Origin of the sequence: Halococcus sediminicola (genome assembly GCF_000755245.1) — an archaeon.
Lineage (GTDB): Archaea > Halobacteriota > Halobacteria > Halobacteriales > Halococcaceae > Halococcus > Halococcus sediminicola.
Map to the genome: position 1 here is coordinate 39,976 of NZ_BBMP01000007.1, position 20,779 is coordinate 60,754.

Here is a 20,779-nt window from a genome sequence, read left to right on the forward strand (position 1 = left end):
TGTCGGCTCCGTCTCCCGCCTTCGACGACCAAAGAGTCAAGAGCGGACCCCATGAACGATCGATATGAATGCCGACAGCAGCCACGACGTCATCGTCGTCGGCGTCGGCGGTATGGGCAGCGCGACCACCTACCACCTCGCCCGTCGCGGACTCGACGTTCTGGGACTGGAGCGCTACGACATCCCGCACACGATGGGGTCTTCCCACGGCATCACGCGCATCATTCGGCGGGCGTACTACGAGCATCCGTCCTACATCCCGCTGGTCGAACGTGCCTACGACCTCTGGGACGACCTCGCGGCGCTGTCGAACAGACCGGTCATCCACCGCACCGGCTCCATCGACGCCGGCCCGCCCGACGACCCGGTGTTCGAGGGGTCGCTGCGCTCGTGTGAAGAACACGATATCCCCCACGAGGTACTCAGGGGCGAGGAACTCGGCGAGCGTTTTCCCGGCTACCGACTCCCCGAGGACTACCGCGCGCTCTATCAGGACGACGGCGGGTTCGTCGTGCCCGAACAGGCCATCATCGCCCACACGCAGGCCGCACAGGCCGAGGGAGCCGAGATACACGCCCGCACGCGGGTCGATGGCTGGACGGAGACATCGAGTGGCGGCGTGCGCGTCGAGACTGCTCGTGGAACCTACGAAGCCGACAGACTGGTGCTGGCGGCCGGCGCGTGGAACCAGGAACTCGCCGACGCCCTGGAGGGGGTTGCGGTGCCCGAACGGCAGGTGCTCGCGTGGCTCCAGCCCGAAAGCCCCGACCTGTTCGAACCCGCGAACTTCCCCGTCTGGAACCTCTCGGTGCCCGAAGGACGGTTCTACGGGCTTCCCGTCTACGACGTGCCCGGCATGAAACTCGGCCGGTATCACCACCGCGACGAGCAGGTCGATCCCGACGACTGGCACCGCGACCCCGACGCCGAGGACGAACGCCTCCTCCGGGAGTTCGCCGAGCGCTACTTCCCCGAGGGAGCCGGCCCGACGATGGGTCTCGCCACCTGCATGTTCACCAACTCACCGGACGAACACTTCATCCTCGATACGCTGCCCGACCATCCACAGGTGGCCGTCGGGGCCGGCTTCTCGGGCCACGGTTTCAAGTTCGCCAGCGTCGTCGGCGAGGTGCTCGCCGACCTCGTTACTGGCGGTACCGACCACCCGATCGGGATGTTTCGGCTGGACCGCTTCGAGTGAGTCAGGCGACGTTCGTCTCCTCTCGCAGCCCACCCTCCTCGAAGCGGTCGCGGCCCAGAACACCGATATCGACGAGCGATGGCTCGCCGTCGTGAACGATCTCGGCGACGAGCTGCCCGGTCGCGGGCGCGTGCTGGAAACCATGCCCCGAGAAGCCGGCGGCGACGACCAGCCCCGGCAGCACCTCCTCGATGATGGGATGGTGGTCGGGCGTCACGGCGTACAGCCCCGCCCAGCCGCGTTTGACCGTCGTCTCCGGCCCGAAGTGGTCGGTCCAGCCGCTCGCGTTTTCGAGTGCTGTCGTCGCCCAGTCGAAGTCCATCGTCTTGTCGTAGCCGCCGGGGTCCTGCGTCGGATCGGCGTCGCCGAAGTGGCCGCCGACGATCGCCTGTCCCTCGCGTTCGGGCCGAAAGTACAGCCCCGTATCGAGGTCGATCGTGAGGGGTGCGTCCTCCGGGACCGGGATTTCGGGGTTGGCGACGAGGATCTGGCGGCGCTTTGGCTCGATCGGGAGGGAGACGCCCGCCATCGCGCTCAACTCGCCGGCCCACGCGCCGGCGGCATCGACCACCGCATCAGCCTCGATGCGCTCGTCGGGCGTCTCGACGCCACGCACAGTCCCACTGTCGACGAGGACGTCCTCGACGGGCGTCTTCGTCAGCACGGTCACGCCGTCGCCGAGCGCCTGCGAGTACCCCTGCGCCGCGAGGTTCGGGTCGGCGAAGCCGTCGAGCGGCGAGTAGGTCGCGGCGACGAACTTCTCGGGGTGGATGCCCGGTGCGTACGCGGTCGCCTCGCTCGGGTCGAGATACTCGCTTCGACCACCGCGCTCGTTCTGGAGGGCGACGTTCTCCTCGAACCCCGCGGCCGTGTCCGCCTCGCGCGCGAGGAAGAGGTAGCCGGTCTTCCGGTGGGCGATGTCGACGCCGAAGCGCTCCTCGAACTCGTTCCAGACGTCGAGGCTCGCCAGCGAGAGGTCGACGTTCACGCGCGTCGCAAACTGCGTCCGGATGCCGCCGGCCGAGCGCTGCGTGCTCTCGCCGCCGATGCTCCCACTCTCGCACAGCGTCACCTCGATGTCGCGCTCGGCGAGGGCGTGCGCACACGACAGTCCGACGATGCCGCCGCCGACCACCACTACGTGCATGGCGACTCCTCACACCACGGTGGCAAAACCTTTTGCTCGCCGTCGGCCCGGTTCGCGTTCACTCCGAGAGCGTCCGTAGCTCCTCGATCTCCGCATCCGACCAGTCGTAGAACGGCTCGTCGATGTCGCGCAGCGTCTCGACGCAGTCGTCGTACCGCTCGCGCGCGTCGGGGGCGTACTCGTCGTCGGGATGGGTTCGAATCCACTCGCGGAGTTCGGCGAGCGCCCCCGGCGAGTAGGTGTCGATCTTCCCCTGCTCGGTCAACAGTTCGAGTTTGCGGTCCTCGTCGCGCAGCGTGCGAAACAGCGCCCACATGGCCGGCACCCAGAGGACACCGATCGACCCGACCATGACGACCCACGCGGCCGTACTGAGCGCCATCTCAGTCACCCCCCGCATCGACGCCGGGTCTCCCGCGCCGGCGCACGGTGCGCATAACGAGTACCGCGCCGACGAGCAACACGGCCATGAGGACGACGCCACCCACCGTTTGCATCGTCGAGGCGGCGATGTTCGTCACGAGGTAGTAGGCCATGATGAACACCATGACCACCGGGACGACGTACTTGATGACGGGGTCCCACCACGACCCGATGTGGACGTCGGCGTTGCGGTTGAGTTCGATGACACGCAGGCGCTCGGGGCCGACCTTCCAGCCGACGGTGCCGATTATCAACAGCGTCGCCAGCGGCAGTCCCCAGTTGCCGAACATGAAGTCCATCGTCCCCAGGAAACTCGCCGAGTAGGCGCTCGGGATGCCGAGCAACCAGATGACGGTGCAGACGGCGAGCACGGTTTGCGTGCGATCGAGTCGCGTCTCCTCGGCGACTGTCGTCACGGCGACCTCGATGATGACGAGCGCGGTCGAGAAAGCCGCGAAGAAGAAGCCGACGAAGAAGAGGATCGCCCAGATCGAGCCGCCGGCCATCTGCGGGAAGACGCTGACCAGCGAGATGAACGTCAGTTCGGCACCGGCGGTCGGTTCGAGACCGAACGCGAAGACGACGGGAAAGACCGTGAAGATGGCCAGGAGACCGATGCTCGTGTTGCCGATGGCCGTGAAGATGCCCGCGCCGAGCGGGATGTCGTCGTTCTTTCTGAGGTAGCTCCCGAAGGTGAGCGCGATGCCCCAGCCGAGACCGGTCGAGAACAGTGCCTGTCCGAGCGCGGCGATCCACGTCTGGCCGCGCACGAGGTACTCCCAGTCGGGCGTGAGCGCGAAGGCGAGGCCCTCGGTCGCGCCGGGCAGCGTCAGCCCGCGGACGGCGACCACGATCAGGGTGATCACGAGCAGCGGAATCATCCACTTGACGACGCGCTCGATGCCGCGGCGAATCCCGAACAGGAGCACCCCCGCGACGAGCGCGACGGCGAGCGTGTGCGTCCCGATGGTCAGTAGCGGGGAGGCGGTGAAGGCGTTCCAGAAGGGCACCGACTCGAAGCCGGATTGAGAGAAGGTGAGCAAAAAGGAGTGGATGGTGTAGTAGATGACCTGTCCCACGATCGGCATGTAGTACGATGCCAACGCGATCGTCGTGAGGACGACGACGAGTCCGAACCCTTCGGACCACCCACGACCGTAGGTCTTCTTGAACGCGCCGATGACGCCCCGTTTGGTGTACGAACCGAGCGCACTCTCGGCCATCAGTCCCGGAACCGCGATGACGAACAGCAGGACGATATACGCCAACAGAAAGGCCCCGCCACCGTTTTGACCCGTAGTATACGGCATCCGCCAGATGTTGCCCGACCCGACCATCCCGCCGAGCATCGCCATCAGGAACCCGAACCGGGTGCCCCACTCCTCACGGACGGTTTTCGCTCCGGATTCGCTTGCCATACTGTATCACGACACACATCACAGTAGCTCGTAATAAATCCACCGGCGGGGACGAACCGCCCGACGGCGCCCTGACGACCGTGTCGTGTGACCCGACGACTCAGAGCAGCCCTTCGGCACGGAGATACTCGCGGGCGACCGTCTGCGGGTTGCGGTTCTTCAATGTTACCTCGCCGTTGAGGCGCATTATCGTGTCGGTGCTGTCGATGGTCGGTCCGATGGCGTTCAGCGGCGCGCGCATCGACGGGTTTTCGGCCATCGTCTCGCCGTTGATCAGCGGTGCGGGGTTGTACGGCGGGAAGAAGCGCTCGTCGTCGGCGATGGTCTCTAGCCCGTACCGGCCGATGTTGGGGTTGGTGCTGTAGCCGACGCCGACTTCGGCCCCGCTGGTGGCGATGATCTGGTAGGTGAGCGACGGCCCGACGCTGCGGAGGTTCAGCGCACCGAGCGAATCGGCGAAGCCGTAGTGGTTCGCCAGTCCCGGCCAGCCGTCGGGTCGCGTACGGAACTCCGGTCCCATCACGGTCGTGAAACCCGTGTTGCCCTCGTTGACGTACTCGGCGAAATCGGTCATCGTCTTTACACCCGTCTTCTTCGCCCATTCGGGCGTGGTGATGAGGATGTAGGTGTTGTTGTACGGGGCACGATTCAGATAGACGAGGTCGTGTTGGCGCTGCATCTTGCGCTTGACGGCACGGTAGAGCTTCTCGGGATTGCTGATGACGCGGTCCTTGACCGGAGGAAGGGTCGTCCACGCGCCCCCGGTGTACATCCAGTAGAGACCGACTTCGCCGTCCGTGGTCGCCCGGAAGTTCATCGGCGTGCCGCCGAGCGCCGTCTCGTCTACTACTGTGAGGTCGGTGTTCGCCCGCAGCGATTCGAGCGCCATGTAGCTGAGTAGGATGCTCTCGGGATAACGCGCCGAACTCACTTGCACCGTCCCGGACCGGGTGGCCCCGAAGACGCTTGCACAGCCCGCCGTTGCTCCCATGCCGGCGACCGCGACCGCCGCGCCACCGGCCCGCAACAGTTCACGCCGCGTCCTCATCGACGCCACCCTCGCCCTGTCGCTCTTCGTTCGATCGATGCTCGCACCTGCCCGTCGACCGCCACGACTGTCATGAATCCACACCCCGCTGTGCGAAGAGTATCGTCAACTGTGTATAACGTATCACCTTGCAAGCGAAAGCAGATGTGGGACCTCGGAACGGCGGATCGTGAACTAGCGACCGAGCGCCGCGGGTCCGCGTGCCGGATAGCCGACGATGGTGTCGACACCGACCGACCGCAGTTCGCCGATGCGCTCGTCGATGTCCTCGTCCTCTCCCACGAGCGCGAACCGTTCGATGGCCGAAAGCAGCACCGACCGGGGTGCGCCGCTCACTCCGGCATCGGTTCGCATGCCGTCCGGGGCGGTCCGCACTCCCTCCGGACGTGCATCGTCGAGGGCGGCGGCAACCGAACCGCGGCGGGCGACGTAGGCCCCGAGCGCGTCGAGGAGTGCGTCCTCGTCGGCGCTGCGCACCACGGGGGCGTAGACGGCGAGGGTACCCTCAAAGCCCGCCGCGCGGAGCGCGCGCACCTCGCGGACGGTCGTCGGCGCGAGCAGTTCGAACTGAGTGCCGCCGGCCGCCAGCGCGATCCGTCCGACGCCCTCGGTGCCGACCCACGCCGCCGGTGCGCGCTCGCGGGCCGCACCGATGCGTGGGGCGATGGCGCGCGCCCGCTCCGTGTCGGTGAGATAGGCGGGATTGCCCGCGACGAGCACCCGGCCGACGCTTTCGGGAAGCGCCCGTGAGAGGTGGTCGTCGCCGAGCGGGTCGAACCCGTCGGCCCGGACCGGCGTCGTGACGAACAGGTCCGTCTCGCGGGCGACGTCGGCGAGCACCTCGGGGCCGGGGACGTGCTCGCGGCCCTCGTAGTCGACGATGACGCGCTCGGCGCCAGCGAGATCGACCGATGCGACGTCGAGTTCGGTCGGTTTGAGTGCGACGCCGTCGAACCCGCTCACGAACGTCGAGAGATCACTCACGAGCGTTCACCACCAGAGACCGAAAGCAGTTCGATACGACTATCGCGGAACACGATCCATCGTCTGTGCGACCATATCTTTCATGCGGGCATCGGCGACAAAACCCCGTCGATTCGTGTTCTCGACGAACCGGGGCGCTCGTCGAACGCGACGGCTCGGCGAACACCGCTCTTTCTTGACCTGCCCGTCGGTGGGGGCCTGCGACGGTATTCGTCACACCGCAAGAGCTACCACCGCGCCGCGAGGCGTTCGCGTATGTCCGTTCGCGCGCGTGACATCATGACGAGCGAGGTCGAGACCGTCGCTCCCGACGAGGAGATCAGCACCGTGCTGACGCGGCTCTCGCGGGCCGATTTCAACGGTTTTCCCGTCGTCGACGACGGCCGCCTCGTCGGCATCGTCACACAGGGCGACCTCGTGAAACTCTTCCAGCCGAGCGACCGCACACTCTGGATCCCGATCGGCCTGCCACCGTTCATCGAGCCGATCGACTACGCTTTCGACTTCTCGTGGGACGATCTCGACGTCAACCTCGATCTGGCGAAACATGCCGGCAAGCCGATCAGCAGCGTGATGACCGAAGACGTCGTCACCGTCGGGCCGGACGCCGGCGTGGACGAGGTACTCTCGGTGCTGGCCGACGAAGAGCGCAACATCAATCGCGTGCCGGTGATCGACGGCGAGGATCTCGTCGGCATCATCACCCGCGAGGACCTCCTGCGGACGCTCGATCGCGAGCGCGAGTAGTCCGCCCGGGCGCTCGTGGTTTTATATCACGGCCCACCCACGGTCGAATATGGCACGCGAACTCACGCGCCGCGCGCTCGTCGGGGCGATCCTGGCGGGCGGCGGCGCGGTCGGTGCGCTCTCGCCGGTGCGTGGCTATCTCGAACGGTTCGCGCCGCTCACGGGGTCGGCCTGGGACTCGACCGAACGCGAGAGGGAGACCGTCGAGAGCCCGCACGGGAGCGCCACGGTGCGCTACGACGACTACGGAACACCCCACATCGACGCCGAGAACGAGGATGCGCTCTACTTCGCGGTCGGCTACGCGCAGGCACGCGATCGCGCCTTCCAGATGGACCTCCAGCGCCGTCAGATGCGCGGGCGGCTCTCGGAGGTCGTCGGCGACGCGACACTCGATTCGGATGTCTTCCACACGAAGATGGATTTCGACGGCGCGGCACGGGCGAACGTCGCGCTGCTCGACGAGACGAAGGCGGGAGCACTCGGCGAGACCTACGCCGGGGGTGTCAACGCGGTGCTGACCGACGATCCCTCGGCGATCGAGTTCTCGCTGCTCGAGTACGAGCCGGAGCCCTGGAAACCGGTCGATACGATGCTGTTACAAAAACAGATCGCCTGGACGCTCACAGGGAGCTTTCGAACCCTCCGAAAGGCGCTCGTCGCCGACCGGTTGGGCAGCGGGGCGGCGCGTGAACTCTACCCCGACCGTTTCGATCACGACTCGCCGATCATCCGCCGGCAGCGCGCAGCGGAGTCGTCGAACGGATCGGTGTCGGGGAAGCACGCCGTCGATCCAGAGTTCGTCGACTGGCTGAGCAGCTACGAATCCCCGGCGGGGATCGGTTCGAACAGCTGGGTCGTCTCGGGCGAGCAGACCAAAAACGGCCTGCCGATCGTGGCGAACGACCCGCATCTGAGCCTGATGGCCCCACCGGTCTGGTACGAGATGAACCTTCGGACCGACGACGTGAGCGTGCGCGGCGTGACCTTTCCGGGGGTTCCGTTCGTCGTCATCGGCGAGAACGACGCCGGCGTGTGGGGCTTTACCAACACCGGCGCGGACGTGATCGATTTCTATCGGTACGACACTCGTGATGGCCAGTACCGATATAAAAACGAGTGGCGCGACTTCGACACCGAGCAGCGCGAACTCCCCGTCAACGACGGTGAGAACCGGATGGTGACGGTGAAAAAGACCGTTCACGGGCCGGTCATCGAGCGTGAAGGCAGTCGCGTCGGCGTCGCCTGGACGGGACTGTCGGCCGAACGCACGCCACAGGCGATCTACGAGTACAGCCACAGCGACGGGCTTGACGATGTGCTCGACGCCACGAAAAAGTTCGACACGCCGACACAGAACCTCGTCTATGCCGACCGCGACGGCAACACGCTCTACGCCGTCACTGGCCGGATCCCGATCCGTACTGTGGACGGGGAAGAGGTCTCCGGAGCGCGGATCTTCGATGGCTCCGCGGGTGAGGGCGAGTGGGAGGGGTTCACCCCCTACGGGCGCTCCTCCTGGAAGGGGTTCATCTCGTTCGAGGAGAAGCCCGGCGTCGTCAACCCCGACTACATCGGGACGGCGAACCAGCGCGTCGTCGATGATCCGGCACACTACATCGCCGAGGCGTACTCCGATCCCTACCGTGGCATCCGGATCTACGATCTGCTCGATCGGCGAGCGAAATCCGACGAACCGATCGACCGTGCGTTCGTGAAGCGCATGCAGCGCGACACGCTCGATCTTCGGGCACGAGCGCTCGTTCCGCCGCTCGTCGCGGCCGCACGCGATGCGGACGACACCGACGAACTGGAGCGCTACGTCAACGCGCTCGATTCCTGGAACCACCGGATGGAGCGCGATTCGTTCGCGGCGCTCGTGTTCGTCCGCTGGTTCGAGCAGTACCGCGAGGCGACGTTCGGCCCGGAGTTCCGCGCTGCTGGCCTGGACGAACCGTATTTCCCGGCCGACTGGGTGCTCCAGCATCTCGATCGGGAGAGCCGATGGTTCGGCGCGGGTTCGCGGGCAACGGTGATGGTCGAGGCTCTGCAGGAAGCTGTCGCGACGATCCAGGACAACGGCGAGGAGCGATACGGCGACTACAACACGACCGGCGCGATGGACCACCCGCTGGGCCTCGGCTTCCTCGGCTATCCTGCCGAACCGACCGACGGCTCGCGCGCGACGGTGAACAACTACGCCGTCGAGAACCCCACCGGCAGCAGCTGGCGGATGGTCGTGCCGATGGCCGGCAACTCCCGAGCGATCCTTCCCGGCGGGAACTCGGGGGACTACTTCTCGCCGCACTACGACGACCAGCTCCAAATGTGGGCCGACGGCGAGTACAAGTCCATGTCACGGCAGCTCCGCGGAACCCCGACCTACACCTTCGAGCGAGGGAACGAATGAGCGCCACGAACCGCGTGCGGGCGGCGGTCACCGACGAGCGCGTTCGGTGGCTGGCGATGGTCGCGGCCATCGTGATCGGCCTCGCCGCGAGCGCGCTCCACTGGACCGGCCTGTTCCTGGGTGGCGTGCTCTGCGGGGCGGTGGCCGCCGATCGTCGGCGGGCGCTGCTCGCCGGGTTCGGCTTCGGCGTGCTCGTCTGGATCGTCTTCGCGCTCTCGCTGACCGCGAGCGGCGATCTCGGTGCCTATCTGGCGATGGGGCAGATCACCGCCGTGAGCGCCGTCATCCCGATCGCGACGGCGACCCTCGGAGCGCTTTCACGCTGGCTCGTGTAGCGATCCAGGGTCCTTCTCGACGAATCAGACACGCTCGACGAACCACGAGCGGTCGCCGATCCGTCGATCGGCATCGACTCGCAAAAATCAGATCGCGTCGGCGAGCGCCAGCAGTCGCTCCTCCAGGACGGCCGGCGAGGGCGCGAACAGTCGACAGATCGCTTCCCTGCCGATCGCACCGCGATCGAACACCGCCTCGGGGACCATCTCCCGGTCGTTCATCGCCTGCTCGACCGCCCACGCCGGCGACCCTTCTTCGGATTCGGTGGTCGGGTCACCCTCGGATCGGGTTCGGTCGACTTCGACGGCATCGAACCGTTCGGTGACGGCTTCGGCCACCGCGTCGTCCAGGCGGACGGTCGCGGCCGCGACGACCGAGTGATCGTATTCGCGAGCGGCGAGCAACGACCGGGCGACGTGATCCGATGTACCGAATCGGGGGCAGCCCACGGCCGCCACGCCGTCGGCGGTCCGGTGGAGTCGGCCATCGACTGCGGTCACGTCGTCGGTGTCCATCGCATACGGCGTGGCGACGGCGACGTTCAGTCCGATTTCGGGAACGAGCGCGTCGACCCCGTTTCGTTCGAGCGTTTCGACCAGAGCACGCACGTTGCCGAGTGTATCGGCGCGGGCGGCGTCGTCGTACAGTCCGGCGAGGTGGTTGACCGGCCCGTCGCCGCTGCCGACGTCGAGCCCGTAGCGCACGGCGCGGTCGATGAACCGCTCGGCGTGCTCGACGGCCGCCGGCATCGCCGCCCCGCCAGCGAGCTCGGCGGCGATCGAGGCCGAGATCGTACAGCCGCTGCCGTGAGTGTCGTCGGTGTCTCGGCGCGCCTTGCAGAACGTGTGGGTCTCGCCGTCGGTGGCGAGTACGTCGACGAGTTCGTCCTCGTTGAGGTGGCCGCCGGTCACGAGCACCGCATCGGGACCGTTGGCAGCGATCTCCGCGGTGGCCGCGCGCATGTCCTCTTCGTCCTCGATCTCCATGCCGGTGAGCACTGCCGCCTCCGGCAGATTGGGCGTCACGAGCGTCGCCTGCGGGAGCAAGCGCTCTCTGAGCACGGTCTCGGCCTCCGCGGCGAGCAGGCGATCGCCGCTCTGGGCGACCATCACGGGATCGACGACGAGCGGGAATTCCTGGTCCTTCACGCTATCGGCGACCGTCTCGATGATGGCCGCCGAACTGAGCATGCCCGTCTTCGCCGCGTTGACGGCGAAATCGTCCGTGACGGCACCGATCTGCGCCGCGATGACGTCTGTCGAGACGTCTTCGATCGCCTCGACGCCGCGCGTGTTCTGGGCGGTGACGCTCGTTAGGGCGCTCGTCCCGAAGACACCGTGTGCCTCGATCGTCTTCAGGTCGGCCTGGATGCCGGCCCCGCCACCGCTGTCCGACCCCGCAACCGTCAACGCGACGTCACGCCCGGTCATGGGTTCACCTCGGCTCCCGCCGCCGAGTCCGTTTCGGCCCGCGTTCCTCGAACGAGCATCACCAAGAGAAAGACGAAGACGACGGCGACCGCCGCCAGACTGCCCCAGACGAGCACTACGAACGTGAATCCGAGCGCGAGCGCACTCGCGACCACTCAGACGACCTCCTGGCGGCGTTCGTGCGGCCAGGCTTCTTCGGTGTAGGCCATCTTCCAGAAGGCGTGTTCGAGCTGCGTACAGCGCCGGAAGGCGGTCGCCATCTCGTCACGGAGCGACGGATGGCGTTCGGCACAGCGATCGACCAGTTCGGTCATCCACGCCACCGACTCGCGGAACTCGTCGCTGGTGTACTTTGCGATGAACGGCGTGTAGCGGTGCTCGCCGTCGGAGCGCTCGGCCATGTGCTCGGCGATGTCGAGGTAGCCCCGTCCGCAGGGGTAGATCGCGGCCGCACCGACGCCGAGCGGGCGTTCGCGGGCGGTTCGCAGCAGGTAGTTCGTGTAGGCGACGCAGGTGGGGACCTTCTCGACGCCCGCCAGGTCCTGGGGCGTGAGGCCGTAGTCGGCGGCGAACTCCCGGTGGAGGTCCATCTCCTCGTCGACGATGTCGCCGGCGACCGCAAAGCAGTGGGCCATCGTCTCCTCCTGGCGCGCTTTCGTCCCGAGCACGGCGAACGTGCGCGCGTAATCGTGGAGATACCGATAATCCTGTTCGAGCCACGTCCGGAACGCGGCTTCGTCGAGGGTGCCGTCGGCCAGTTCGGTGACGAACGGATGGCTCTTCTGGGCGGTCCACAGTTCCGATTCGGTCTCGACGAGGTGGTCGCTGAAGCGCATCGGGAAATCGAAGCCACCCGTCGGTAATATAACTGACGAATATCGGTCAGTTTTCGAACGGTGAGGTGGTGGTGTAGAACCATCGACGCGGGGAACGTACCGATAGCAGTACTGCACAGGATGTCCACGGCGGGCGAACGGTTGTGGATACGAGCACGAACGTTTGCGGATGGAAAGACAGAACAGGACCATCCGCCGACCGACGGGCATGGGGAAACCTTCGCCGACGGAACTGGACCGATACGTGTTCTCGCGGACGGGAGCGCCGAACGAGGACCTCCTGGTCGGTCCCCGTGCGGCCGAAGACGCCGCCGCCATCCGAACGGCGGCGGGCACGCTAGTCGTCAGCACCGACCCCGTCTCGCTGGCCACGGAGTCCATCGGCCGGATCGGCGTTGCGGTCGCTTCCAACGACGTCGCCGCGTCGGGAGCCGTGCCCGAATATCTCGTCTCCACGGTCCTGCTTCCCTCGCGGGATACCGATCTGCTCGACACCATCACGAACCAGTTGGACGAAGCCTGCGCCCGTCTCGGGATGGCGATCGTCGGCGGCCACACCGAATCGGTCGCCGGTCTCGATCGCCCGTTGCTGTCGCTGACGTGCATGGGCTACGCCGACCGGTTCGTCTCGACCGCCACGGCGACGCCCGGCGACCGACTCCTCCTCACGAAGGCCGCCGGCATCGAGGCGACGGCGGTGCTGGCGTCCGATTTTCGGGCGGCAATCGACGCCGACGACGCGACCGTCGAGCGGGCCCGCTCGTTTTTCGACGAGTTGAGCGTGCTGGTCGACGCAACCGTCTGCGCGCCCGTCGCAACCGCGATGCACGACCCGACCGAAGGAGGGGTTCTCGGCGGGGCGGTCGAGATCGCCCGTGCCAGCCACGTCGACGTCGTTCTCGACGGCGATTCGATTCCAGTTCGTCCGGAGACGCGCGAACTCTGCGCCGCGATGGATCTCGACCCACTACGTGTTCTCGGTTCGGGCGCGCTGCTCGTGACCGTTCCGGCGGACGCTGCCGAAGACGCCCTCGACGCTCTTCACGAAGAAGACATCGAAGCGACCGATATCGGTTCCGTCGAGGAAGTCGCCGGCGACGACCCGGCGGTCGTTCGCGATGGTCGGCGTCACACCGACGCGATCCGCGACGGGATGTACGTCCTCTGGGAGTGAACGATCCCTCCGGTTGGCTGGCCGTCTTCTCGTGTTTCGACTCCATTCTCCACCGAGATTCGGTGAAGCAATATCGACCGTCGGTCGGGCACGTGTCGAATATCGTCGGCATAGTTAGATTCAAATTTTTCTTTCTGCCCCAAAAGAGATATGTGTTCGAAAACGCTGCGGACGAGTGAAATGAGTGGCGAACTGTACGAACCCGAGACCGTGTGGGAGTTCGGCATGGCCGACCGGGTGAAGTTCGGCATCGGAGCCAGCAGGGAACTCCCGTCGGCGATACACGAACACGGCGCGTCGTCGGTGTTGTTCGTGACCGACCGGGGTATCGAGGACGCGGGCATCATCGACCACCTCCTCGGCGTTCTCGATGGCCACGACATCGAAGCCGCCGTCCACGCGGCCGTCGAACCGGAGCCATCGGTGAACGTCTACGAGGAAGCAATGGGAGCCGTCGCGGACCACGATACGGACCTCGTGGTCGGTGTCGGCGGCGGGAGTTCGATGGATGTCGCCAAGACCGCCAGCGTCCTCGCCGACAGCGACGGCTCCGTGCTCGATTACGCCGCCTCGCCGGTCGGCGACGGGCGTTCGATGGCCGCATCGGGGCGGCCCTGTATCTGCCTTCCGACGACCTCCGGCACCGGCTCAGAGACGTCGCCGGTCGCCGTGGTTTCCGACCCGAGTGCGAACCGCAAGAGTGGGCTCTCCGACCGCCGGTTGCGCCCGGCGATGGCGCTCGTCGATCCGACGCTCATCACGTCGCTGCCGCCGGCCCCGACCGCCTTTTCGGGCATGGACGCTCTCGGCCACGCCATCGAGTCGTACTCGGCGATCCGCTTCGATGCGAAACCCCGCCCTTCGAATCCCGAGGAGCGCCCCGATTACAACGGCCGGTCCGTCCTCACCGACCAGCTGGCGCGGAAGGCGATCGAACTCGTTGGCGACAACCTCCGGCGGGCGGTCGACAACGGCAACGACCTCGACGCGCGCCGGAACATGGCGCTCGCGAGCCTGCTCGCCGGAATGGCCTTTACGAACTCCGGAACCACCGCCGCCCACGCGCTCGCGATGGCCACCGGCGCGGCGTTCGACGTCCCACACGGCGTCGCGGTGGCGATATTCCTGCCGGAGGTGATCCGGTTCAACACGCAGAGTTCCCCCGAACGGTTCGACGAAATCGTTCGGCTCCTCGGTGCCGAACGGACCGCGGCGGACGCGAGCGAGGCCGTTGGGAACCTGCGCCGCGACGTGGGCATCGCCGACGGTCTCGCCGAGTTCGGCGTGACCGACGATTACATCGACGAACTGGCTGAGCGGACGCTCGACATGGAGCGGTTGCTCTCCCGGAACGCTCGGCGCATGGCCCACGACGACGTTGAGCGAATCCTCCGACGGGCGCTCTGAGCGCCGCGAATCGGCGTTCCGGCCCCCATGTGACACACGATTCGCCAATCAACTGTCGCCACGATCGACGAGATGGCTGACGCTACGGGAAATCAACTCTCGACGCAAACGACCGCACTATATTCAATTGAGGGAATTTTGTTGTAGTTTCTTCCTATAGATTGCTGAAATTCAGAAGTTATAAGTCATTCCGTGGAGTGGGCCCAAACGGGTCGAACGCAATGTCACGACAGCAAGAACCACCCGAAGTCGAGAACGCACCGCTGCACGAAGGGGAGACGATGACGCCGAGCGAGGCGCTGCTCGAACAGTTCGTCGCCGAGGACGCCGACGTCATGTTCGGCATCGTCGGTTCGGCGTTCATGGACTTCCTCGACATCATGCCGCAGGCGGGCATCCGCTACCTGCCCGTTCGGCACGAACAGAACGCCGCCCACATGGCCGACGGTTACGCCGAAGCGCTCTGTGGCCGCGAACCCGGCATCTGTGTCGCACAGAACGGTCCCGGCGTCACCAACATGGTCACGGGCATCAAAGCCGCCCAGCTCAACCATTCCCCCGTAATCATGCTTTCACCGGCCGCCACCACGGGCTCGATCGGCACTGATGGATTTCAGGAGGCCGATACCATGTCGATCTTCGACGAGTGCGTCGACTGGCAGGGCCGTCTCGAAGACAACAGCCGCGTCGCCGAGTACGTTCGCACGGCCTACCGCGAGTCGCTGGCCGAGATGGGACCGACCCAGATCGACTTCGCGCGCGACCAGCTCTACGGCGAGATCGAGACCGACGTCCTTCAACCGAATCAGTACCGCCAAGAGAGCATCGGCGCGGCCGACGCCGACAAGGTGAGCGACGCCGCTGCAATGCTCTCCGAGGCCGACAACCCCGCCATCATCGCCGGGCTCGGCACGATCTACTCGGACGCCATCGACGAGGTCGCCGACCTCGCCGAGCGGCTGAACGCCCCCGTGGCGAACTCCTACCTCCACAACGACAGCTTCCCCATCAGCCATCCGCTGGCGGTGGGTGCGCTCGGCTACGGCGGGTCGAAGGCCGCGATGGAGTCGCTCTCGGAGGCCGACTGCGTTATCGCCGTCGGCAGCCGCCTCAGCGGGTTCGGTCTCCTGCCCCAGTACGGCATGGACTGGTTCCCCGAGGACGCCGACGTCATCCAGATCGACGCCGACGCCTCCCAGATCGGCCGCACCACGCGCGTCGAGTTGGGCTTGGTCGGCGACGCCGCCGAGACCGTCCGCGGCGTCACCGACAAACTCGACGACACCGCGGGTGCGGACGACTCGCGTGTCGGGAAGATCCAGCAGGCCTACGCCGACTGGAAGGACGAACTCGAAGAGATGTCCCAGTCCGATCAGACGCCGATTCATCCCCGGCGCGCGCTCTGGGACGTCGCGCAGGCGCTGCCCGAGAACACGATGGTTTCGACGGACATCGGCAACACCTGCTCGATGGCCAACGCCTACCTCGAATTCGACAATCCGGGCAACTTCCTCGCCGCCGGTACCTACGGCAACTGCGGGTTCGCCTACCCCGCGGCCATCGGCGCGAAGGTCGCTCGGCCCGACGATCCTGCAGTGGCGCTCGTCGGCGACGGCGCGTGGGGCATGCAGTCGCTCAACGAGGTCATGACCGCCGTCCGCGAGGACATTCCGGCCGTGGCGGTCGTGTTCAACAACATGGAGTGGGGTGCCGAAAAGCAGAACCAGTACTGGTTCTACAACGACCGCTTCGTCGGCACCGACCTGCCCGAGAACCCCGACTTCGCCGAGATCGCCCGCGACATGGGCGCACACGGCACGCGCGTCGAGGACCCGGACAACGTCCAGTCGGCGATGACCGACGCGCTCCAGTCGGGCGAACCAGCCGTGGTCGAAATCATGACCGACGGGACGGAATTACTCGAACCGTTCCGCCGCGACGCGCTCGACGACCCCGAGCGCGTTCTCGAAAAGTACCGCCAGCCCGGCGACGCCAACTACGAGGGCTGAGCCGCCGGCGGTCATCCGTCACCCGTTTATCACACCCCAGACACCGATGAGCCTCATCCCCAAACTCCGCGAGCAAGCCCGGACGGCGACGCCGCCCATTGTACTGCCCGAAGCCCACGACACCCGAATCCTCGAAGCGGCCGTCGGGGCCGCACGCGACGGTATCGCACGGCCCGTTCTGCCGGGTCCCGACGCCGAAACCGAGCGGCTGTGTGCCGAACACGACCTCCCGATGGAGGCGCTCACGTTCGTCGAGCGCCCGGCCGAGGAGAGGATGGAGGGGTACGCCACCGAATACGCCGCGCTACGCGATATACCTGTCTCGGCCGCCAAACGCGTGCTCGACGACGACCTGATTCTGGGGGCGTGGCTCGCGCGCACCGGCGAGGCCGAGGGGATGGTCGCGGGCGCGACCCACCCGACTGCCGAGGTGGTCGCGGCGGCCAACGGTATCGTGGGACTCGATCCGCTAGTCGACACCGCGTCGAGTTACTTCCTGATGGAGTTCGACGATTCGACCATCGGCGAGAACGGCACACTGCTCTACGCCGACTGTGGGGTGAACATCGACCCCGACGACGAACAGCTCGCGGATATCGCGCTTGCGACCGCCACGACCGCCGCGAAGCTTCTCGATTGGGAGCCACGGGTCGCTATGCTCTCGTTTTCGACGAAGGGTAGTGCGAGCCACGAGACCGTCGACGAAGTCCGGCGGGCGACCGAACTCGCCCGCGAACGGATGGACGGGTTGCGTATCGACGGCGAACTACAGAGCGACGCGGCGCTCGTGCCGAGCATCGCCGAGCGCAAGAACGGGACCGGGTTGGTCGAGGGCGACGCGAACGTGCTTGTCTTTCCGGACCTGAACGCCGGCAACATCGCCTACAAACTCACCGAACGCCTCGCCGGCGCGACGGCGCTCGGTCCCGTGTTGCAGGGGTACGCCCGACCGTTGAGCGACCTCTCGCGCGGCGCGAGTACCAGCGACATCTACGACATCGTCACGATCACCGCCGCCCACGCCGCCGTGACCGCGGACCCTCCCGACGGGACGGTCCTCGAACGGGGACTGCTGGCGCGGCGCGAGCAGGAACCCCCACGACCAGAACAACCATGACCGAAACGACGACACGGATGGACGACGAGACGCGCACGAACGACCGACGGATTCCCTTACCGCGACGCTGAGAGCCGGCAACACCTCTCGATGCATCCGGGTCGTAAGACCCTCGATTACGCCGAACGGCAGGCGTCGTAGAGATGCTTGTCGATCTCACAGCCAGTCGATAGACAGTGAACAGTTGCTCATCGGTGATTGCTTCGTTCCGGCCATTTCTCGTACTGTCCGTCAGATCCGGTTCATCGACCACCCTCGAAAACTCAGTGGTGGTCGAATGGGCCGGGCCGACGAGTGACGGTCTGCCGACCGTATCAGTCGTCGGCCGGCGCGGGTGAGTTCATGTCGACGGGTTCGGCGTCGACACCGAGTTCGTCGATGGCGGCCTGGGCGGCGCGCTTGCCCGAGAGCAACATTGCCCCGAAGGTCGGTCCCATCCGGGGGAGACCGTAAGTCGTCGCGGTCGCCATCCCCGTGACGATCAGGCCAGGGTGGGCGACGCCCGTGTTCTCGACGACCGCGTCCTCGCTCCGGCCGACCCACATCGAGTCGTGACCCGGCGAGTCGTGACCCGGAGCGCCGTACTGAGCGTCCTCGGTCTGATCCATGCCGGTCGCGTCGGCGGCGTCGGCGATGCCGGGCGCGTCGAGCACGCCCCGCTCGTCGAGTTTCGAGACGGCCATCGCCTCGTGACCGGTCGCGTCGATGACGAGGTCGGACTCGACGGCGACGGGGTCGACACACGTGATCTCGCGCGGGAGCGCGTGGACGGGTGTCCAGTTCATTACGATGCCGCCGACACGATGGTCCTCGCGCACCACAATGTCGGTAAACTCCGTCATGTTCTGCATCTTCGCACCGGCGTCGCAGGCGGCCTTGATGAGGCCCGACGCCGCCTCGGGACCGTTGGCGACGTAGAGGCCCTCGCTGTCCTGTGAGCGCTTGTAGTCGACGTCGAGTTCGTCGAGCACCGACTGGGCGGGGTCGCGCACGGTGATCTTGTTCATCAGGAAGCCGCCGAGCCAGAACCCGCCACCGAGATAGTTGTTCTTCTCGACGACCATCGCCTTCACGCCACGCTCGCCGAGTTCCTTGGCGGCCATCAGCCCCGAGGGGCCGCCGCCGACGATGATCACGTCGGACTCGGTGTAGTCCATGAACTCCTCGGTCCACTCCTCGCCGATCGCTCGCGTCACCTGTGCTTCGCCGACATCGCTGAACTGCTCGAACTGTTCCGTCATGCAACCCAGTGTTACTACTGACGAATAATATATCTTTCCATCACAGTCACCTGCTCGTGGCTGGACTGAAATCTCGGCCGATGAACTCGCCATCGCGGCCCTCAGTGTAGGAGTCTCATACGAACTTTCGGACGAGCGCCGGCATCGTCGGAGCGATCGAGGGAATCGATTTCGACACCAGAAGTCGATCCTCTTCCGACCGAACAGCGCCGGAGGGGTTTATGTGATTAGAGATATATACTTTCGTCGGCCGATGTCCGAGACACCACCAAACGTACGACCGCCGACGCCCGAGGAGATCCGCGAAAAAGCAGCACAGCACTACATCGATCTCTCCGACGACGAAGTCGAAGACTTCGAGACTGCCATCGTGGATACGCTCGAAGGCTACGAGCGGATGGACGAACTGACAGTACCGACGCCCGAACGCGAATACACGACCCGTGATCCGGGCTACGAACCCGGCCCGGAGGAGGACCCGCTGAACGCCTTCGTGAGGAAGTGTGCGGTCGCGGGTTCCGATTCCGGGCCCCTGTCCGGCTACGAGGTCGGACTGAAGGACAGCATCGCGCTCGCAGGCATCGAGATGACTGTCGGGTCGAAGCTGTTCGAGGGATACGTCCCCACAACGGACGCCACCCTCGTGACGAGGCTGCTCGACGCCGGGGCGTCGATCACTGGCAAGTTGAACATGGAAGACATGGCGTTTTCGGGAAGCGGCGAACTCTCCGCCACTGGGCCGGTGTTGAACCCGACCGACCGAGACCACATTGCGGGCGGTTCGTCGAGTGGGTCGATTGCTGCGGTCGTGAACGGCGACGTCGATGTCGCTATCGGTACCGACCAGGGTGGTTCGATCCGTATTCCCGCCGCGTGGAGCGGCGGCGTCGGGCACAAGCCGACACACACCCTCGTTCCATACACGGGAATCATTGGCCTGGGCCACTCGTTCGATCACGTCGGGCCGATGGCCACGAACGTCGAGGACTGTGCGAGGGTTCTCGACGTCATCGCTGGAAAGGACCCCGACGACCCACGGCAGGGACACGTTCCCACGGAGGAGTACGCTGACGCGCTATCGGAGGACCCGAGTGACCTGACGATCGGGATTCTCGAGGAAGGTTTCGGACACGAGGCGAGCGAAGCGGGTGTCGACGAGACGGTTCGGGAGGCCTTGAGTGATCTTGAGGCAGCAGGAGCGGAGACGACGGAAATCTCGATTCCCATGCATCTCGACGGGCTGGCGATCTGGAACGGGATCGTGATGGAAGAGACGACGGCGCTCGTTCGGGACGAGGGTGTCGGAAAGTACGACAAGGGACACTACGACACTCAACTCGCGGACGCGTTCGGCAAGGCCCGTCGAGCACAAGCGGACGATTACCTGACGACGGTGAAACTGACGCTGATACTCGGGCAGTATCTGTCCGACGAGTACAGAAGCCACTACTACACGAAGGCGAAGAACTTGGCCAGAGAACTCGGCCGACGGTACGACGAGGCGCTATCGACTGTCGACGTCTTGGCGATGCCGACGACGCCACAGACGGCACACGAACAACAGGATACACTCACCCGACTGGAAGTCATCGACCGGGCGCTCAACATGCTATCGAACACGGCACCGTCCGATGCCACCGGTCATCCCGCCATATCGGTTCCGGCAGGCGAGTCCAACGGTCTCCCCGTCGGCTTGATGTTTGTCGGCAGCCAGTTCGACGACCGAACGGTTCTCCGTGCTGGCTACACCTACGAGCAGTCCGTTGGCTGGACTCTCGGGTGACGTAACTCTCGATTCGACGATGGGGAAACTGCGTTCTCGATATCGTTTCTTGATGATTTTGGTGGTAT

Annotated in this window: 18 protein-coding genes; 9 read left to right on the forward strand and 9 right to left on the reverse strand. The window is 65.8% G+C overall.

The features are described 5' to 3' along the window. Positions 1-64 precede the first annotated feature (64 nt). Complete coding sequence (solA, locus tag ACP97_RS04440; protein WP_049996639.1) at positions 65-1,201, forward strand: N-methyl-L-tryptophan oxidase; 1,137 nt, start codon at positions 65-67, stop codon at positions 1,199-1,201. A 1-nt stretch (position 1,202) separates the two neighbouring features. On the opposite strand, the gene ACP97_RS04445 is transcribed toward solA, so the two are convergent. From ACP97_RS04445 to ACP97_RS04465, 5 genes are all read right to left on the reverse strand, one after another. Next, a complete protein-coding gene (locus ACP97_RS04445; RefSeq protein ID WP_049996640.1) occupies positions 1,203-2,348 on the reverse strand; it encodes an NAD(P)/FAD-dependent oxidoreductase in 1,146 nt (381 codons plus the stop codon). A gap of 58 nt (positions 2,349-2,406) precedes the next feature. After that, positions 2,407-2,730, reverse strand: coding sequence for a hypothetical protein (locus tag ACP97_RS04450; RefSeq protein WP_049996641.1), 324 nt, complete (start codon positions 2,728-2,730; stop codon positions 2,407-2,409). Position 2,731: 1 nt separating this feature from the next. Continuing rightward, on the reverse strand, positions 2,732-4,189 hold the full coding sequence (locus tag ACP97_RS04455; RefSeq protein WP_049996642.1) for a sodium-dependent transporter: 1,458 nt from the start codon (positions 4,187-4,189) through the stop codon (positions 2,732-2,734). Between the two features lie 100 nt (positions 4,190-4,289). After that, on the reverse strand, positions 4,290-5,237 hold the full coding sequence (locus ACP97_RS04460) for a glycine betaine ABC transporter substrate-binding protein (protein WP_049996643.1): 948 nt from the start codon (positions 5,235-5,237) through the stop codon (positions 4,290-4,292). 174 nt (positions 5,238-5,411) lie between these two features. Continuing rightward, complete coding sequence (locus tag ACP97_RS04465) at positions 5,412-6,221, reverse strand: DUF7388 family protein (RefSeq protein ID WP_049996644.1); 810 nt, start codon at positions 6,219-6,221, stop codon at positions 5,412-5,414. 255 nt (positions 6,222-6,476) lie between these two features. Between ACP97_RS04465 and ACP97_RS04470 the strand changes: the two genes are divergently transcribed. Genes ACP97_RS04470 through ACP97_RS04480 form a run of 3 tightly spaced genes read left to right on the forward strand, consistent with a single transcriptional unit; the run spans position 6,477 to position 9,713 of the window. After that, positions 6,477-6,968 carry a CBS domain-containing protein gene (locus ACP97_RS04470; protein WP_049996645.1) on the forward strand — a complete coding sequence of 164 codons (492 nt, stop codon included), beginning with the start codon at positions 6,477-6,479 and terminating at the stop codon, positions 6,966-6,968. 49 nt (positions 6,969-7,017) lie between these two features. Then, on the forward strand, positions 7,018-9,378 hold the full coding sequence (locus ACP97_RS04475; protein ID WP_049996646.1) for a penicillin acylase family protein: 2,361 nt from the start codon (positions 7,018-7,020) through the stop codon (positions 9,376-9,378). Next, positions 9,375-9,713, forward strand: a complete 339-nt coding sequence (locus ACP97_RS04480) for a hypothetical protein (RefSeq protein WP_049996647.1) — start codon at positions 9,375-9,377, stop codon at positions 9,711-9,713. The genes ACP97_RS04475 and ACP97_RS04480 overlap by 4 nt, the downstream gene beginning before the upstream one ends. Positions 9,714-9,800: 87 nt before the next feature. On the opposite strand, the gene thiD is transcribed toward ACP97_RS04480, so the two are convergent. The 3 genes from thiD to tenA are packed head-to-tail and all read right to left on the reverse strand — an operon-like array spanning position 9,801 to position 11,980. Then, on the reverse strand, positions 9,801-11,144 hold the full coding sequence (gene thiD / locus ACP97_RS04485; protein ID WP_049996648.1) for a bifunctional hydroxymethylpyrimidine kinase/phosphomethylpyrimidine kinase: 1,344 nt from the start codon (positions 11,142-11,144) through the stop codon (positions 9,801-9,803). Then, entirely contained in the window at positions 11,141-11,299 is a 159-nt protein-coding gene (locus tag ACP97_RS19780) for a hypothetical protein (protein ID WP_154019951.1), read from the reverse strand. The genes thiD and ACP97_RS19780 overlap by 4 nt, the downstream gene beginning before the upstream one ends. Beyond that, positions 11,300-11,980 (reverse strand): thiaminase II, encoded by a 681-nt coding sequence (tenA, locus tag ACP97_RS04490; protein ID WP_049996649.1) that lies wholly within the window; start codon positions 11,978-11,980, stop codon positions 11,300-11,302. Between the two features lie 208 nt (positions 11,981-12,188). Here tenA and ACP97_RS04495 point away from each other — a divergent pair, with 208 nt between their 5' ends. From ACP97_RS04495 to ACP97_RS04510, 4 genes are all read left to right on the forward strand, one after another. After that, on the forward strand, positions 12,189-13,154 hold the full coding sequence (locus tag ACP97_RS04495; RefSeq protein WP_049996965.1) for an AIR synthase-related protein: 966 nt from the start codon (positions 12,189-12,191) through the stop codon (positions 13,152-13,154). Between the two features lie 180 nt (positions 13,155-13,334). Continuing rightward, a complete protein-coding gene (locus tag ACP97_RS04500) occupies positions 13,335-14,561 on the forward strand; it encodes a hydroxyacid-oxoacid transhydrogenase (RefSeq protein ID WP_202593559.1) in 1,227 nt (408 codons plus the stop codon). Positions 14,562-14,782: 221 nt separating this feature from the next. After that, the gene (gene xsc / locus ACP97_RS04505; protein ID WP_049996650.1) at positions 14,783-16,570 is read left to right on the forward strand and encodes a sulfoacetaldehyde acetyltransferase; all 1,788 of its coding nucleotides are present in this window, start codon (positions 14,783-14,785) and stop codon (positions 16,568-16,570) included. A 46-nt stretch (positions 16,571-16,616) separates the two neighbouring features. Continuing rightward, a complete protein-coding gene (locus ACP97_RS04510) occupies positions 16,617-17,687 on the forward strand; it encodes a phosphate acyltransferase (protein WP_049996651.1) in 1,071 nt (356 codons plus the stop codon). Positions 17,688-18,001: 314 nt separating this feature from the next. Here the strand turns inward: ACP97_RS04510 and ACP97_RS04515 are convergent, their stop codons facing one another. After that, positions 18,002-18,928, reverse strand: coding sequence for a sulfide-dependent adenosine diphosphate thiazole synthase (locus tag ACP97_RS04515; RefSeq protein ID WP_049996652.1), 927 nt, complete (start codon positions 18,926-18,928; stop codon positions 18,002-18,004). A 253-nt stretch (positions 18,929-19,181) separates the two neighbouring features. Between ACP97_RS04515 and ACP97_RS04520 the strand changes: the two genes are divergently transcribed. After that, positions 19,182-20,711, forward strand: coding sequence for an amidase (locus ACP97_RS04520; RefSeq protein WP_049996653.1), 1,530 nt, complete (start codon positions 19,182-19,184; stop codon positions 20,709-20,711). Positions 20,712-20,779: the final 68 nt, after the last annotated feature.

Excerpts from the sequence above, each read along its gene's own strand:
- ACP97_RS04460 (WP_049996643.1), bottom strand. The coding sequence starts at position 5,237 with ATGAGGACGCGGCGTGAACTGTTGCGGGCCGGTGGCGCGGCGGTCGCG.
- tenA (WP_049996649.1), bottom strand. The coding sequence starts at position 11,980 with ATGCGCTTCAGCGACCACCTCGTCGAGACCGAATCGGAACTGTGGACC.
- ACP97_RS04515 (WP_049996652.1), bottom strand. The coding sequence starts at position 18,928 with ATGACGGAACAGTTCGAGCAGTTCAGCGATGTCGGCGAAGCACAGGTG.
- ACP97_RS04470 (WP_049996645.1), top strand. The coding sequence starts at position 6,477 with ATGTCCGTTCGCGCGCGTGACATCATGACGAGCGAGGTCGAGACCGTC.
- ACP97_RS04510 (WP_049996651.1), top strand. The coding sequence starts at position 16,617 with ATGAGCCTCATCCCCAAACTCCGCGAGCAAGCCCGGACGGCGACGCCG.
- ACP97_RS04520 (WP_049996653.1), top strand. The coding sequence starts at position 19,182 with ATGTCCGAGACACCACCAAACGTACGACCGCCGACGCCCGAGGAGATC.
- ACP97_RS04480 (WP_049996647.1), top strand. The coding sequence starts at position 9,375 with ATGAGCGCCACGAACCGCGTGCGGGCGGCGGTCACCGACGAGCGCGTT.
- ACP97_RS04495 (WP_049996965.1), top strand. The coding sequence starts at position 12,189 with ATGGGGAAACCTTCGCCGACGGAACTGGACCGATACGTGTTCTCGCGG.
- xsc (WP_049996650.1), top strand. The coding sequence starts at position 14,783 with ATGTCACGACAGCAAGAACCACCCGAAGTCGAGAACGCACCGCTGCAC.
- ACP97_RS04445 (WP_049996640.1), bottom strand. The coding sequence starts at position 2,348 with ATGCACGTAGTGGTGGTCGGCGGCGGCATCGTCGGACTGTCGTGTGCG.
- thiD (WP_049996648.1), bottom strand. The coding sequence starts at position 11,144 with ATGACCGGGCGTGACGTCGCGTTGACGGTTGCGGGGTCGGACAGCGGT.
- solA (WP_049996639.1), top strand. The coding sequence starts at position 65 with ATGAATGCCGACAGCAGCCACGACGTCATCGTCGTCGGCGTCGGCGGT.
- ACP97_RS04500 (WP_202593559.1), top strand. The coding sequence starts at position 13,335 with ATGAGTGGCGAACTGTACGAACCCGAGACCGTGTGGGAGTTCGGCATG.
- ACP97_RS04450 (WP_049996641.1), bottom strand. The coding sequence starts at position 2,730 with ATGGCGCTCAGTACGGCCGCGTGGGTCGTCATGGTCGGGTCGATCGGT.
- ACP97_RS04475 (WP_049996646.1), top strand. The coding sequence starts at position 7,018 with ATGGCACGCGAACTCACGCGCCGCGCGCTCGTCGGGGCGATCCTGGCG.
- ACP97_RS04455 (WP_049996642.1), bottom strand. The coding sequence starts at position 4,189 with ATGGCAAGCGAATCCGGAGCGAAAACCGTCCGTGAGGAGTGGGGCACC.